This is a genomic window from Yoonia sp. 67-2 (genome assembly GCF_035117555.1).
In the GTDB taxonomy this organism is placed as follows: Bacteria; Pseudomonadota; Alphaproteobacteria; order Rhodobacterales; family Rhodobacteraceae; genus Yoonia.
On sequence record NZ_JAYKPK010000016.1, the window covers coordinates 19,219 to 35,851 of the forward strand.

General features: G+C 56.1%; 8 protein-coding genes and 2 pseudogenes. 5 read left to right on the forward strand and 5 right to left on the reverse strand.

The window, feature by feature from the left end; all coding sequences use genetic code 11:
* The first annotated feature begins 2 nt into the window (after positions 1–2).
* Genes VOY09_RS17790 through VOY09_RS17805 form a run of 4 tightly spaced genes read left to right on the forward strand, consistent with a single transcriptional unit; the run spans position 3 to position 8,522 of the window.
* Positions 3–2,156, forward strand: a complete 2,154-nt coding sequence (locus VOY09_RS17790; protein ID WP_322895976.1) for a hypothetical protein — start codon at positions 3–5, stop codon at positions 2,154–2,156.
* Complete coding sequence (locus VOY09_RS17795) at positions 2,156–4,156, forward strand: translocase (protein WP_322895978.1); 2,001 nt, start codon at positions 2,156–2,158, stop codon at positions 4,154–4,156. The genes VOY09_RS17790 and VOY09_RS17795 overlap by 1 nt, the downstream gene beginning before the upstream one ends.
* A gap of 11 nt (positions 4,157–4,167) precedes the next feature.
* The gene (locus VOY09_RS17800) at positions 4,168–5,430 is read left to right on the forward strand and encodes a hypothetical protein (RefSeq protein WP_322895980.1); all 1,263 of its coding nucleotides are present in this window, start codon (positions 4,168–4,170) and stop codon (positions 5,428–5,430) included.
* Positions 5,427–8,522, forward strand: coding sequence for a hypothetical protein (locus VOY09_RS17805; RefSeq protein ID WP_322895982.1), 3,096 nt, complete (start codon positions 5,427–5,429; stop codon positions 8,520–8,522). Before VOY09_RS17800 ends, VOY09_RS17805 begins: the two co-directional genes overlap by 4 nt.
* A 1-nt stretch (position 8,523) precedes the next feature.
* Here the strand turns inward: VOY09_RS17805 and VOY09_RS17810 are convergent, their stop codons facing one another.
* The 5 genes and pseudogenes from VOY09_RS17810 to VOY09_RS17830 form a co-directional block, all read right to left on the reverse strand.
* Positions 8,524–10,701, reverse strand: coding sequence for an ATP-binding cassette domain-containing protein (locus VOY09_RS17810; protein ID WP_322895984.1), 2,178 nt, complete (start codon positions 10,699–10,701; stop codon positions 8,524–8,526).
* A gap of 48 nt (positions 10,702–10,749) precedes the next feature.
* A complete protein-coding gene (locus VOY09_RS17815; RefSeq protein ID WP_323811301.1) occupies positions 10,750–12,603 on the reverse strand; it encodes a VWA domain-containing protein in 1,854 nt (617 codons plus the stop codon).
* Positions 12,604–12,880: 277 nt separating this feature from the next.
* Positions 12,881–13,790: pseudogene (locus VOY09_RS17820) on the reverse strand (IS3 family transposase); the annotation flags it as partial.
* 12 nt (positions 13,791–13,802) lie between these two features.
* The gene (locus VOY09_RS17825; protein ID WP_322895988.1) at positions 13,803–15,164 is read right to left on the reverse strand and encodes an IS110 family transposase; all 1,362 of its coding nucleotides are present in this window, start codon (positions 15,162–15,164) and stop codon (positions 13,803–13,805) included.
* A 228-nt stretch (positions 15,165–15,392) separates the two neighbouring features.
* Positions 15,393–15,632, reverse strand: a pseudogene (locus VOY09_RS17830) (transposase); the annotation flags it as partial.
* 100 nt (positions 15,633–15,732) lie between these two features.
* Between VOY09_RS17830 and VOY09_RS17835 the strand changes: the two are divergent.
* Positions 15,733–16,633 (forward strand): IS110 family transposase (locus tag VOY09_RS17835; RefSeq protein WP_323811302.1); only part of this gene is annotated, 901 nt, incomplete at its 3' end.

The window sequence follows — 16,633 nt, forward strand, 5'->3', positions numbered from 1 at the left end:
TCATGTCAGAAGGATTTCTCTCTCCTGATTGGTATCGTGTTGCCTCGCTGCGTCTCAGGCGCCGCTCACACATCCAGACCGCACGCCACGTGTATCGTGGGGAGCCATGGTTCGTCGTCCAGGATCTGCAAGCCGACAAACTGCATCGGCTGACTCCCCAGTCTTATGCAGTGTTTGCACGCATGGATGGCCGACGAACCATTCAAGAGCTTTGGGAACTGGCTTGCAAGCTTCATCCCGAGCACCCCCCAAGCCAGCCGGAACTTCTGCAACTGCTATCGCAATTTCATAACGCCGATCTGGTGACCGGCGACCGGCGGCCCAATCTGGCAGAAATTGATCGGCGCGCGCGCGAAGAGACCCGCAAAACAACAGTTGGATATTTTAAGAACCCTTTATCGATTCGGCTGCCACTTTTTGATCCCGAGCCTATGTTGCGGCCATTGACGCCATTGGCCCGGGTGCTGTTTTCGCCGGTTGGTGGCTTCTTTTGGGTCACGCTGATGATCACGGCACTGTCGGTTCTGTTTCTGTCTTGGGAAAGGCTCGAAGCACCTAGCGTGGAAGCAATCCTATCCGCTGCCAATATTGCATATCTGGCGGTCGCTTATATCTTCGTCAAACTGCTTCACGAATTTGGCCATGGGCTGGCAATCAAGCGTTGGGGTGGCGAAGTACGTGAAGTCGGCGTCATGATGCTGATCTTCTTTCCAGTGCCCTACGTCGATGCTTCGCAGGCATCGTTCTTTCCAGAGAAACATCAGCGCATGCTGGTCAGCGCGGCGGGTGTGCTTGTTGAACTCGCAATTGCCGCTGCTGCCTTGATCGTCTGGTCCATCGCAGAGCAAGGTCCAGTAGCAACGCTCGCCTATAACCTGTTTCTGATCGGCGGGATCTCCACGCTGCTTTTCAACGGCAACCCGCTGCTGCGTTTCGACGGGTACTTCGTTTTCGCCGATTGGCTGGAAAGTCCAAATCTAGGCCAAAGATGCAATCAGTATTTCTGGTATGTCGTTCAGAAACACGTCTTGGGCCATAGTGAGGCTCGATTGCCCGTGGTCAGCCCCGGGGAAGAGGGCTGGCTGTTTGGCTATGCCGTGGCAGCCTTCCTCTATCGCATGTTCGTGATGGTCATCATATCGCTCTACGTCGCCACAGTCATTCCGGTCGTTGGCGTCGCAATCGTCTTGTGGAGTATATTCACAGTTTTAGTGGTCCCTACAGCAAAAGGAGTGCGCTTTTTGGCGACCGATCCATCCCTTGAAGTACAACGCCCGAAAGCGTTGCTGCGGGCGTCAATCTTGATTGCGGCCTTTGCCGTCGTAATGTTTGCGGTACCGTTTCCACACACGACAATTGCCGATGCGGTTTTGGACAATCCTTCGAACGCACAGGTTCGTGCCCAAGGGCAAGGCTTTGTTAGCCAAATCCTTGTCGAGAATGGAGAGCAAGTCGCCGCGGGCACACCGATCCTGCGCCTTACCGAACCTTTCCTGGATGTCGAATATGCGGTGGCTGCGACCGAACTCGAAGATGCTCGGCTGCGCCTTGAAATGGTTCCGATTGAGGATTCAAATGCCCGCGCACTTTGGGCCGAACAGGTCGGATTTTATAGCGCCAGACACGGCGAATTGGAGAGACGCTTCGACGAATTGTTGATCCGCGCTCCTACGGCTGGGGTGCTTGTCTTGCCGGATCAGCGGAGCCTGACCGGGCGTCTTTTGCAACAGGGTGAAGTGATTGGATCGATAGAGCGGCGCACAACACTGATCTGGCGCTCTGCCGTGCCGGCTGATCGTGCTGACTTTGTCGATAACGACATGATTTCGGCGACGCTCAAGCCCAATGCCTATCCATACATCGAATATCCGGTAGAGATTTTTGCACGCGCCCCACAAGTCACGACCCGCCTCGATAGTTTTGGCTTGACCAACCGGGCCGGCGGCCGCCTTGTTGCAGATCCATCACAAGAAGGGCCGGTCAGCATGGTGCCGATCGTCGCCTATGTCTTGTCAAGCGGGTTATCGGATGAAACGCATCCAACGCTGGGTGTCGGTGCGCGCGCGACTGTCCGCTTTGCCCATTCCCCGGCGCCGCTTGCGCCACGGATATGGCGGGCGGTCCGACAGACATTCTTGACTTATTTCGGGACGTGATGCCGATGCAGTTTGCTACATATTCACTACCAAAGCTTGAACGGTATCCACAGCGGCTGGAACCGCATCTGTCACCTTTCGACGCTGGCGTGCTGTCGATCCTGTCCTACCTGCGCCCATTGCGCGGCACCAAACGACCCTGGGGGGACAAATCGAGCATCGTGCAAAAGGTCAACGCAAGGGAAGACGTTTTGCCTGCGGCGTTGGAGGATTGCCTTGCAGAGCTGCCTGCACTGCGGCGGCGCCTTAGACGCAGAAGCGACAACCTTACCATTCCAGATGGTGCAGTGCTGCTGGCTTTTCTCAAGAGGATGTCAAAGGCGGCGCTTGGGCAACGCCCTTACGACGTGCAGGTGGCTGCAGTCTGGAGCCTTATGCGCGGCGAAATCGCCGAGATGGGCACCGGAGAAGGCAAAAGCCTGACAGCTGCGGTCGCAGCGGCCGCACTCGCACTTTGCGGACGGCGCGTCCATGTTCTGACCGTTAACGACTATCTAGCAGCTCGGGATGCTCAACGGTTTGAGCCCCTCTTCACACTGCTTGGCCTTTCGTCAGGCTGTATCGACGAAGCGGGCTCGCCCGATGAACGCAGAGAGATCTACCAGCGTGACATCGTCTTTTCAGCAGCCAAGAACATCGTTTTCGACTACCTGAGGGATCAGACGGGTCCAGCATCCGACATGTTGAGCGGGCTGCCTGCCAAGCTCGCACAGCTAATCCCGCAAGTCACAGGTCAGACTATGCCCATCCTGCAAGGCCTGGATGCGGTCATTGTCGATGAGGCGGATTCAGTTCTGATTGATCAGGCCGCAACACCCTTCATCTTATCTGGTGGAGAAGCGACGCTGGGTGGGCTGGATGCAAAGACTTTGGCACGGGCACTGGAGCTTGCACGTCGATTGGAAGATGGCCGGCATTTTAAAACAGCGACTGCCTCACGGCGCATTACGTTGAGCGATAGCGGAAAAATGTGGCTTGCCAGCTGGATTGGCGACGACGACGGACTTCTTTCGGTTGCGCCAATTCGGGAACATATTATCTCGCAGGCGCTGGTCGCGCTTCACATGCTGATCCGAGACCGCGACTACCTGATCGACAACGAAAAGGTTCAGATCATCGATGAGAGCACCGGAAGGGTAATGCCGGATCGTCAATGGTCTGAAGGTCTTCACCAGTTGGTCGAACTCAAGGAAGGGCTGGAGCCAAGCGAGTTGCGCACGACGCTGGGACGCATCACCTTTCAACGCTTTTTCCCACGCTATCGGCATGTCTGCGGTATGAGCGGAACAGCACGACCTGCCGCGCGTGAGCTATGGGAAAGCTATGGGCTGACCGTGCGCCGGATCCGCCCTCGGAAGCCTGACCAGAAACATTGGGCGCCGGTGCAGATTTTTCGTTCACAGGCTACCAAGTGGCAGGCAATCGGGACGCGCGTCCACCAGTTCAACCAAGCGGATATCCCGGTTCTGATTGGAACGCGCACCTTAGAAGGGTCACGGCAGTGCAGCGTTGTTTTGACCAATATGGGCATCCCCCATCATGTCCTGAACGCCGAGGAAGTCGCGAAAGAGGCAATGATCGTGGCTTTAGCCGGAGAACCGGGACAAGTGACCGTGGCGACGAACATGGCTGGCCGGGGTACGGATATCGTCTTGTCAGATCAGGCCCGCGCAGCAGGAGGGTTGCACGTCATTTTGACCGAACTGCATGAAAACCGCCGGATTGATTTGCAGCTCGCAGGCCGCTGCGGGCGTCAGGGTGATCCGGGACATATCGATTATTTTCTGAGTCTTGAGGACAATCTGTTTGAAACTGCAGGGCCTGCCATCATTCGGCTTGTGCGCATTTTTCATCGGGCCGGGCAGAAGCGAACTGTTTTCGCTTTGATGCGGGCATTACAAGGTAAACAGACAAGGCGGGCCGAAACTTCGCGGCGACGTTTGCAGAAATACGAACGGCAACGAGAGCGCAGCCTTGCACTCTCTGGCACTTTGGAATGAGGCGGAATGCTATGCCTGAAAACAACACCATGAACCATGAGACCGTACATCGATGCAGCCAAGCCACGATTGCAACTGTGGTTCTCGCTGTCTTGGCTGGCACGGCCATGAGCCAGCCATTACCCGAACACGCAGTCCGCTTCACGGCTGAAAGCGGCACTTGTGCTGTCAGCTTCATTCCAGATGCCACGACCGGAGAGGTGCCGCCAGAGCTGGAAGTGTCCGTCAATATGCTTTCTGATCGCCTCAGCTTGCAAGTTATCGGTGGCACCTACACTGAACAGGTTTTCCTGTGGGGCGACACCAGAACTACAGTACCCGCACTAAGAAATATTGAGGCTGAGGCATTGTTACAGGATGCGATATGGCAAGCCATGGTCGATGCCGCCGCGGAAAACGCCCCGATTTATTGGACAGTCCAAGAGCCAGGAGGGGGATATTCCAGCGCGCGCTACGATGTGCTTTCCCCGGTTCAGATTGCACGCACGATGGCACTGGCTTGCGACTTTGACGGGTTGAATCCTAGTACGCCAACGGAGGTCGAAGCCCAACGCGCAGAGAGGCGTCTGGATCTGACGGAAGAGCAGATTCGTCACGTCAGACGGGTCCTGTTTGGCCTCTACGGCGAACCCGGCGCAGAGCCCGGGACAGGAGCGGAATTGACGGTGACGGACCGACGCCTCATCGGGCTTTACAATCAAGAGAACGGCATGGATTTCGGGGAATACCTGACCCCGACAGCGACAGCGGCGCTCCTCGAACTGGAGCCAGAACTACAAATGGCCCTGCCGGCTTCCGACATTCCGGCCTCGGCGACACATCAAGATTGGCTGGTTTTCTCAGAAGAATCCGGCGCCGTCTGCAGCATGATGACATCTGCAAAGAGCACGACTGGTTATACCGGAAGCGTGCTTCCTGTCATGCGTTTCTCGGTGGCGCGGTCTGCCAGCGGCGGCTTGATGGCTATCGAACTAACCCGGCCAAACAGCTTCGAACCAGACACGCCGGTACGGGCCTTGATTGACGGCAATCCGATCGCCCTCATGATGGAGCCCTCCAGTGGCGCACTGGTCCCTCGCCCCTTGGCCGACGGTCGGTTGTCCAATGAGTTTACAGTCCGGATGCGCCAAGGCAGCGAGATTGTGATTGAAGGCAACTCCATCGATACGGGTGGTTCAATGCGGCTTGGCTTCAGTGCCGCCGGGTTTACGGCGGCATTTCGTGAGATGGCGGAACTATGCAACCGACCAGCAGTTTTAGGGTGGATCAGATGAAGCTATTCTCGATTTCAGGTTTTTTGTGCGCCACTTTCATAGCATTGCAAGCGAACGCGCAGGACCTCGCCTATCCACGCTTCAGCCCAGTCCCAGTTTACACAGCGGAAAATGGCGCAGAGACCGCCCAATTGATTGGCCAATTGCCCTTTGCGTTTGGTGATACATTTGAAATTCTGGAAGTGGAGGACGAGACTGTCATTGTACGACTTTCGGATGCGACTGTTGTCCGACTTCAAAAGTCAGATATCTTTTCGCCTTCAAACGGTAGGCGCATAGCTCCCGGACCGGGGTTTTATGTTGAGCAAAGGGCCAAACTTTTATTCTGGGACAGCCTGCCCCGCGCCGAAGGGTTTTTGCGAAATGGGCCTATGCCGGAAACTCGGCCGTTGCTGGAAGAAGTAGGAATTGGCGGCATGCCGTCTGCGCTTCCCGTCTCGGACCTCGTTGAGGTGGACAGCAGCATCGGTCGCTCAGTCCAAATGGCGCACGGTCTGATCCCGATTTCTGCGGATATCTTATCCTTCCTTCCAGCGGATCGGGAAACCATCGCAAAATCCGCGACCTTACATTTGATCATTGACGCAAGCGGATATGCGCGCGACTTTTCACAGCGTCGGCTTCAAGAGCTTTCGCGGCGCCTGGACGCTATTACTGAAGAATCGGCTCTGTCACTCACCCGCACGGTTCTGCTTGATGACGGCGCAACGATGGGTCCGGATACTATTTCTGTTAGCGGACTTCGGCAAATCCTGCCTGAAACCACAGAAACGCCAGCAGGCGGCATGGCACTGTCAGACGGGTTGATCAGAGCGCTTGAGGATTTGGAGGCACAGCTTTCAGCCGACACCAATCGTGATCAGCCACATATCATCCTGATACTGATCGGGCCCAGTATCAGAGAGCAGGTGCTGAGCGACCCGGCATTCGTCACGGCGATGCAGGGTTTACGGATTCTGTCGAGAGAGACCGGCAACGTCGGATTGATGTTAGGGTCTGTGACGCCAGAACCTAGTGAAATTCCGGGCCGCCTGCTGGCAGATATGGGACAGGGTATTCCCCATAGGCTGGTTAGTTTCTCAGATCCGCTCGATACTGCAGTGAAAGGTCTTGTCGATGAGGTTGTCGCGCAGGGCGAGGTGCAGGAGGCTGTCGGTGAACTCTGCGCGATCAGCGGCGCCAGATCTCTGCCTTGTCTATCGAGCAGCAATATCGAAACATTGCAGCGCCTTCTGGTGCTCCCATCTGTCGACGATCTTGAATGGTTCAGCATGCCGCTATGGTACATTGTGGATGGCAATACGCTTGTTCTGGACGACAACGACACGACAATCGTCGCAGAGGAAAACATCGCCAGCGTTGGTGATGAAACCTTGGCATCTGAACGACGCCATTTGCAGGCCGAACTGCGCGCCATGGCCAGCGAAATTGCAACAGCTGACCAAGCTTACAATCAAACGATTGCAGAGAAGGATCACAAGATCGGGGATCTGGAACGTGAAAGACAGTCGCTGATAGCTGGCCTCGCCGAAACCGAAGGTGAACTCGCGCAGACGCAGAATTTTCTGGCAGCAACGCGGGATAACGCAAGCCGCGTAGAGGCTGAACTCGCGGCAATGCAGCAAGCCTATCAAGCCGAACAAGGCGAGAGCGCACGCCTCGCGCAGGGTCTTGCGGAAACAACTGCCTCTCGCGACCGCCTGAGGGTCGAGCAGGGCGCACTGGAGCAGGCACTCGCCCAGGCCGAGGTCCAAAAATCAGACATTGAAGACCAACTCGCATCGGCTCTTGCTGAGATGACCGATCTGTCCCGACAGATTGTCGAGCGTGAAGACACAGCAACAGCCATGCAGACAGAGATTGACGCCCAAGCGGCCAAGAATGCGCGTCTGGAACTGAGGCTTGCAGAGGCTGAAACAGATATTCTCGCTCTCGAAGATCAACTGCGGGCAAATGAGACTGCACATGATACACTTACACTGCGCCTATCAGATTTGCAGGCCGATCATGCCGTGCAGGACACGCTGATCACCTCTCTTGAAAGAGAAGTCTCAACGTTGGACATGGCTAAGGCCGCATCCGAGCAAGAATTGCGTGCAGCGACCCAAGCTCTGGACGCGCTGAAAGACAAAAATGACGAGCAAGAAACAGCGCTTGCTTTACTTAATGACGCGTTGTCGGAAAGCCTTGCGAAGGAGGCTGAATTTGAAGCCCTTCTCGCAGTGCGGGACACTGAGAGCGCAGAACAAGAGGCCTTGCTCTCTGACCTTAGGGCGCGGAATGCCGACTTGACCGCTCAGATATCAGGTCATGCAGATGAACTGGCTGAAGCACAGGACCTTCTGGACGAGATCGAGCGCAGCGCTTCTCTTGATCGGCCTCAAGACGAAGCACAGGAGACAATAGCGGCGGCGCAAGTGCAGATCGCCAACCTGGCACTGGCCCACCAGTCTCTTGAGGCCGAGCTTGCAATCGCACAAGCCAATATCGAGGAGCGCGAGGCGGAGCACGCGGCCGAAATTTCGCTCGTGCAACAAGACCGCGCGACGTTGGATGGTGAGCTAAAGGAGCTGCAAAATGACCTTGGCGAGAAAGAGCGTGAAATAGCTTCTCTGCGAAGCGCTGCCGACGCGCTTTCGGCCGAAAACGAAGGCCTGCGCCGTCAGATTGAGGTCGCGATGGGCGTGGCCGAAGAAAACCTGCAACTGGTGTCTATTATTCAGACTGCGGAGCAGAGCTGGAATGAACGCGAAACGGCGCTGCTCGGGGAAATCAATCGCCTAAGCGAACTGTTTGCCGCTACATCGGACGGATCCGCACAAGTTCCCGCAACAGCGCCGGTTGAGATACTACCAGCAGACGTTGCGGTGCTGCGACCTGTGAATAGACCGGATAATCTGGGCCGCACGCCCTCCCCGCCCTCTGCTGCGCAGCCACCGGCGGCTCCAGCACAAGCAGCACAAAGGCGTTCAACATCTCCCTCCCCTCGTCCCGCAGCGCCAAGGGCGTTGCCGGGAAGCCTTTTCGTGACAGGCTCCGGACAGCAACCTAGTGAGACGTTTACGAGCGGTGGAGGGTTCTTTGGCAACTGACCTATGGCCGCGAAAACACTTTGGCCGGGTCAGTTCGCGCCACGCTTAAAGATGGCCACAGGGCAGCAAGTGTCACGAGCACGATTGTGGCAAGGAAAATCTGTGGTGCGAAAGTAATCACAGGACTGAAGATTGCGCCACTGACGCGGGATGTCCCGCTGTCAGGAATGCCTGCAAGCATATTTGCCTGCGCCTCAAACTGAGCCGACAAAAGCGCGACCAATAGCTGAGCACCACCCAGCCCCAGGATGGCGGCAAGCGACGACAGCAGCATGATGCCAAGCAGTTCGATAGCTAACAGATCGCCACGCCCCATCCCCAGAACCCGACAAAGGGCCAGTTCGCCTTCGCGCAGACGCGCGGAAATATAGATATTGCTGACCAGAACAAGGCTGATCACGAGGCCAAGCAAAGCAAGAACAGGGATGAATATCCGCATCGCGGCCTGTTTCAGATCGAGCACCCAAAGATAGCTCCATATTTCCGCCTCCGGCCTATAACCAAAGCCCACCAAAGCGGTGAGACTGGGCAACACGCTGTCAATGTCGGTGGCGTAGACATGCAACATATCCTCCCATGGCCAATCGGTCAGCGCAGCAATATCTGCATCACCTGACCAGCCTGTCCGGTCAGCATTCATAGGCAATGCCAGTGTCCCCGTCCGGTCGCGTTTTATCGCATCGGTCGCGACGAGAAGCGTGTTTGCGACGTAAAATTCACGCGCACCCTCGCCCTGCAGAATGACGGCAGCAATATTCAAGCGGATCTGCTCTTCACCGATACGTTCGCCAGCGCTGTTAAAACGGGGAATGGCGACATCAACACTTCGTCCAATCATCGTCTGCCAGTCGATTTGGCCGTTCCCAACCGTATCCTCTAAACCAAAAATATCTGTCAGAAAGCCAGGGGTCGCAATGATGCCGAAATCATCCTCACCCAATGCCGGCGGCGCACCAGCCAGAAATTCAAAGAAACGCAACTCTGGATCGTTCGGATGCAATCCAATGGTCTGATACGGTCTTTGCGCGCCATCCTGATCCAGAAGTGCGAAGCTTGTGCTGCGTCTCGGCGTTGTTTCGCTGACTTCAAGCAGTGCCTCGATTTCCCGCACGTAAGGAAAGCGATCGTCAGCCTGCAAGTCAACGGTTCGTGGCCTGATTAGGGTGCGCGTCAGTCGCGAGCCATCAGAAACGGCATTCTCTATCACCCGATCCACACCGCCAATCAAGGAGGCGAAAATCGCAACCTGACAGATTCCAGCGATGAGTGAAACCAGAGCTAAAGCACTCAACAACGGGCGCCGGATCAAATTGATCCGCGCTTCCCGCAAAAGCTGGCGCGGCTGAAGCTTGACGTTCCAGCTTGCCAGAAAAGATGGAGGCGGTGCAAACGGCAGACGTGCCGGGACTACAGATTGCATATCAACGGCGTCAGGATTCCTGTCGGTTTCGTGGATACTGCGCAACCGACCCCCGGCAAGTTCAAGTTGCCGACCGTAGTCGAAAAAGATCGGATCATGGCTGACAACAATGACCGTGGTTCCGCGCTTGTGTAGCTCTTGCAGCTTGTCTACTACTTGTTGCCGCGATGCAGGGTCAAGACTGGCTGTCGGTTCATCAGCAAGGATGAGATCAGGTGTGGTAATGATAGCCCGCGCGACTGCGGCACGTTGGCGTTGTCCGCCTGACGCTTGCGATGGCATGACCGACATCAGACCGTTGGACAGCTCAGTATCCCGAAAGACAAATCTGCTGACCTGATCAAGCTGTTCGGTAAAGGTTTCGGGGTCACGTCCGCGCAGCTTTAAAGGTAGCGCGATATTTTCTCCCATCGTCAGGTGGTTGAGGAACCGTCCCTCCTGAAAGATAAACCCTACCCCCTGACTGCGCAGTTGATCACGATGCGCCGAGCCAATCGCGCCTACATCCACCCCATTATAGTGAAACTGACCGTCAAAACCCTTATCCAGCAGACCGAGTATGCGCAGCAGGGTCGTTTTGCCAGCACCGCTTGGGCCCCGGATCACAGTATAACTTCCCTGTTCAATCTGCAGCGAAATGTCCTGTAAAACAGAAGTACGTGCCTGCCCGGTTCCAAAGGCGCGGCTCAGCCCGGCAATCGCGATCAGTGCTCTGTCGCACATGGCAACGTTCTGCTGTTTCCTAAACCCATCAGACATGTGTCGTTTGTTCACCGATGACAGGGCCGGAGCTTGCGCGGCCCCTCCTCATGGCAATGCCGAAACCGGCATCCAGACCCAAGGGTTACGGTCCAGTTCCTCCAGATTTGCATTCAGGAACATATCAAGACCTTGGGCAGCCTCCTGCAGCCGTCGACCAAAACTGGCACGTTCTGTCGGCGTTAGCGCATCGAGAAATTCCAGATTGAATTCCAGCAGGCCTGACCGGAACTGAATGCCGAGCTGCCGCTGCAATGTCTGGGCGATTGTTTCGGCAGGGTTAGTTTCCTCGCCTGCAATTGCGGCCAATGATTGCTGGACAGAACGCCGCATGCTTTCCGAGTCCACACCGGTGACCGCCAGAACCGACATCAGGTTAATCAGTTCGAGCAATGTGCGTTTGTCGACCCGGATCTGTGGCACAAGCAAATCTGCGGCTTCCATCATGTATCCGGGCTGAACAAGGATTCCATCTTCACCCAAGTCAATATTGAAGGCCACTCCTGCTTCCCGGAGGCGCTCAAGCTTTTCGCCGTCAACAATGTCCAACGGCACTACTGCAGAGCCCTCAAACGTTGAGATTTGAGCGGCGACCGCCCGTCCCTCAGCAATTTCCGCAGTTGCTCTGCTCTGCAGCTGTCCAGATAAAGCATCGGCGATCTCAGCCTGGTTCAGACCATCCTCCCAGCGAATGTAAACGCCTTCTGTTTCGCTTGCGAGCGTGCCCAGCACCTGATCGAGATACTGACCACGGCTTGGTCCTGCCTGAACCGCAATAATCGGGATACTGTCTTCGAAAAGACTTCTCGCGACACCAATCGCGTCAAGGCCGGTCGGCACGTTATCGCCCGGATCAACCTCGCCAATGGTACTTGCCTTTGCATCCTCGTTCAGAATGGACACAACGATCTTTCGACCAGCATCTTCCGGCCACTCATAAAGGTGAGCTGCATAATAGGTTGCGTCCAGTATTGGTTCGGCTGGATCACCGCCGCCATACATATTTGCCGCAGCAGCGATCAGAATCTCCACAGCCTGATCCACGGGCAGCGGTGGGGTGGTTTCAAGCGGCACCTCATCGCCAACATCACGATAAAAGACGAATCCTAGTTTGAGGACGGATAAAACATCCTCCGGGAGCTCGGCAAAGGAAGCCTTCAGACTTTCTGCGACCGAAAGTGCAAAACTTTCCATCGACCCGGTTGAGTCAAAAGCAATCACAATCGTCGCCGAAGTCAGCGCTTGTGTCGCGCGTTCAAGATCGGCTTCGTCAAAGACCACAGCGTCGGTTGGACGCAAGGCTGCAGGCAGCAAAACGTCAAAGGTGCGTCGGGGTGTGCGGCCCAGAAGCATCGCTTCATCGGAGGCCAGTACCGGATAAGGACGCGCATCTCGGGTTCTGCGCAAAGTTGCATCAATGTTTTCACGAAAGCTCGGGGCGTGAGTTGCATCATCCCCAGTTTCGATAAAGCTGCGCAGCGTGGCGCGATCATCCCACGCGACAATCTCAGGACGATTTCCGAGAAAGGCGAGGTCAGAAAACGCGAGAGCCTCTCGGGTCGGCCAGTCATAACTCTGGTCCTTGCGTACAAAGCCTGTCAACCCGGCCTCTGCTTCTGCAACGCTCAATGCTTCGAGGTCAGAGATCCGAAGGTATTCGTCCGTCTCGCAGATAACGAAATACGGTTGGAGCAATTCAAGTCGAAAGACCTCAGTGGTAGCTTCGGGACTGTCATATGCGACAATCTTATCCGAACCAGCAACAATTTTCTTGATAAAACCATCCTCAGTGCGGCTCATTTCAGTTGCCGTACATGCAACGGCCGCATTGCCAGAAACACCCAAGGCCATGAGCAAGACTCCGACAACAGTCGGTCTGATCCATCTATCAATTTGAAACATTGGTGATCTATCTGGTTTAAAAAAGTCTTGCTTTATAATTTCTGATCCTTTCATGGGACCAGCTCGGCTGACAAGAGAAAAGTGTATTCACATCTGAAGGCCATCAGGTTGGCATACTGGGCGGCTCCGGTAATGGACAGCATGATGGCGGGTACGAGCTTTTAAGGTGTCCGACCGCAGAGATCCCATCTCAATATGATACAACGACCAGAACGACCTGCGACGACACTCGCTTTGGTGAATCGCCCCGGTTTCATCGGAGACCTATAGCTTCATTTCACGCGACCATATCGAGCACGTCACGCTGTGCATAGAAGTTCACTTCGGCCTCTGCTGGCGGGATGTTACCGATGGGGCCAAGCAGGCGCCGGTTGTTGAACCAATCGACCCAGCCGAGGGTGGCCATTTCCAGATCCTGCATGTTGCGCCAAGGGCCCTGGCGGTGAACCAGCTCGGTTTTGTAGAGGCCGTTTATGGTTTCCGCGAGGGCGTTGTCATATGAGTCACCGACGCTACCGACCGATGGCTCAATGCCCGCTTCAGCCAAACGCTCGGTGTATCGAATGGACAAATATTAGGCTGCCGCGATCCGTGTGGTGAATGCAGCCCTTGGGCGGTGTTTTGAATGCGATGGCCATGTTCAGCGCCCGGATCGCCAGATAACGTTTCATCCGGTTACTCACGGCCCAGCCGATGACACGACGCGAGTGCAGGTCCATGATCACGGCCAGATACAACCAGCCTTCGCGTGTCCAGACATAGCTGATGTCGCCTGCCCATTTCTGGTTCGGGTGCTCAGCCACAAAGTCGCGATCCAGCAGGTTTGGTGCAATGTTGAACTTGTGGTCGCTGTCTGTCGTGACCTTGTGTTTGCGCGTTCGCACGACCGATATGCCATTCTGACGCATCAAACGGCCTACGCGGCGATGCCCAACCTCCAAGCCAATTTCCTTCAGCTCCTCCGTCATCCGTGGTCGACCGTAACTGCCAAGGCTGAGACGGGACTGTTCTTTGATGTGCGCCAAGGTGACCAAATCAGATCGCTGTCTGCTGCTGGCAGTGCGATTGCAGAATGCACGCAAACCGCGCGTGCTGACATTCATAACACGACACATCCGACCGATGGCAAACACGGATTGGTGCTCTTCAATGAACCTAAACCTCATGGCTTTTGGCTCGCGAAGAACACCGTCGCCTTCCTAAGAAAAAGCCGCTGCCTCTGGAATGGGCGCTAATGCAAATCCAAGGGTCCTGGCGCGCCGTTGAAGGTTTGACAACACACGTTGCCGGTGTCGCTCGTCATAGGCTGCCGCACCCTGATCTTGATAAGTCATGCCATGCCGCACAGCATTGTAAAACAGCACTGCAATTTTGCGTGCTGTTGCTGTCACCGCCTTCTGCTTGCCAATGCGCGATGACAATCTCCGGTAGAATGCACCCAAAGCCGTTTCACTCCTTCCAATGGTGGTCGCGGCCAGCCTGAGCAACGCCGCAGCACGGCTTGAGGACCGGCGTGTCCGCGAAGACAGAAGTTTGCCTCCCGATATCTTGTTGCCTGGGGCCAGATAGAGCCACGACGTGAAGTGCTTGGCGGTCTTCCATGCGCGCAAATCCGTGCCGCATTCGGCCACCAGCTTCAAAGCCAGTGACGGCCCGAGGCCGTGGATTTGCGTCAAGTCTGTGCCCAACACGCCATAAAGCGCAGCGCGCACATCAAAGGACGGGGCATTGTGCTGCTTGCCTTTGATCCGTGCCTTGGGCAGTGGGGCCAGATCATCTTCTGCCCGGGCTGTCAGCGTTCCAACCGCTGCCTCAAGCCTGCGGTCACACGCTGCGATTTGCGCTTTGTAGAAATCATAAAGTTCCAGCGACTGTGTCAGGGCAAAGATATGTTCCGCCCGGTCGTTGCCGACCAGCGCGGCTTTGATCGTGTCTATAGTGGATTTACAGCGGACGTCCCGGAACGCGGCAAGAACCTCCGGATCACGCTCGCCGCCGACAATGGCACGGATGATCCGCATGCCGGTCGCACCAGTGATGTCCGATACGACATGATGCAGTTGCAGGTTCATCTCCATCAAGGCCTTCTGCATGTGCTGGATATGGGCAGCAGCATACTCGGTGAGCCGTTCTCGTTGGCGCATATAGGCGCGCAGGGTGGCGATCTCGGCCTCAGGCCGGAAACTGCCGCGCAACAGGCCATAGGAATGTAGCTTACGCAGCCATCCGGCATCGCTGACATCGGTTTTGCGACCCGGCACGTTCTTGGCGTAGCGCGCATTCACAAGGATCACATGAAGGCCGTGACCCTCCAATATCTCAAAGGCTGGAATCCAATAAACACCGGTCGATTCCATCGCGACGCTGGTGACACCACAGGATTTGAACCACGCCGCCATTGCATGCAAATCCTGCGTGAATGTTCCAAAGGCGCGCACGGGCATGTCGCAGGCATCAGGATTTACCGCAGCCATGTGCATGGTCGACCCAATGTCGATCGCCGCTGCATTTGGGTTGACCATCATCAAATCCGAGTGGCCGCCGGTCGTTGGGTTCGTCATGGCATATCCTCCATTTTGGAAGAAGGGCGTGGGCCTGCCAAGTTCGTCATCTTCCTAACCGGGATCACCACAACAGCGGTGTCACCACTCTCAAGTGCGCATCGACCCATGTGCCACGTTTTTTAACGGGGTCTGCCCCTCCAATAAGCCATCGGCAACTGCCCTTCGGGTGCAGCATAGCACAGGCTGTTACTATCGCGCACAGGCGGGCTGCGGCCCGGAACAGTTTTTTAGGATGTCCCGCTCCTCCTTGAGGATACGGTTTTCTCGTCGAAGTCGGTCATTCTCTTGGGCGAGACTCAAATCCTCTTTCGACACGACATCCGTATCTCGATGCGCCGTGATCCACTTGTTCAGCGTCGACATGCCGACACCGAGATCATCAGCCACCTGCCTGCGCGTCAGCCCACTGGTCAACGCGATCCGCACCGCGTCCTTGCGGAATTCGGCTGTCCGTTTCAGTCCCATAGTCAGTCTCCTTTGTTGATGGCGTGGATGCCCCTCCCGACGGCATCGCAATGTGCCATTGTGGTGAGTGTTAAAGCCATCACAAAAGGAAGGAGCATCCATGTCCGAAGTTACTATAATCGGTGTCGACCTGGCAAAGCGCGTGTTCCAGCTGCACGGTGCCCACAATGACGGGTCGGTTGCATTTCGTAAGAAACTGTCGCGGGGGCAGCTAATCGCGTTCGTGGCACAGCAGCCCAAATGCTTGATCGCTATGGAGGCATGTGCGACGGCGCATGGCTGGGGTCGGGCGTTTGAAGCACTGGGGCACGATGTGCGGTTAATTCCGCCGTCCTATGTAAAGCCTTTCGTCAAACGCCAAAAAAATGATGTGGCCGATGCAGAAGCCATCGTTGAGGCTGCAATGCGTCCGACCATGCGCTTTGTGGCAGTGAAAACTGAAGATCAGCAAGCCCGCGCCATGCTGTTTCGCACCCGGCAGATGTTTGTTGGTCAGCGCACTCAGATGATCAACGCTTTGCGGGGCCACCTTGCCGAACATGGACTGATTGCGGCACGTGGGCCTGCCCATCTCAAGCAGCTTGTCGACGCACTCGCAAATAATGACACGGCGCTGCACATTGAGGTTCGCGAACTTGGCCGAATGTATCTGGAGCAGATCGAGGGAATGAATGCGCGTGTTGCAGAACTGGACGCAAAGATGAGATCTGCGGCCAAGAAAGCGGACTTGGTGCGTCGCGCACAAACCATGCCGGGAGTGGGTCCTGTCACGGCGCTTGCGATTGAGACGTTTGCCCCAGACTTGGCCACCTTCAAACGCGGTCGCGATTTTGCCGCGTGGCTTGGGTTGGTGCCAAAGCAGCACTCGACCGGCGGCAAGGCCAAGCTCGGGAAGACCTCGAAGATGGGACAGCGCGACATACGCACCCTTCTGGTCTCGGGTGCTATGGCGGTTCTTCAGGCGGTCGAGCGGTTCGACACACCAAACAATGGCTGGCTGA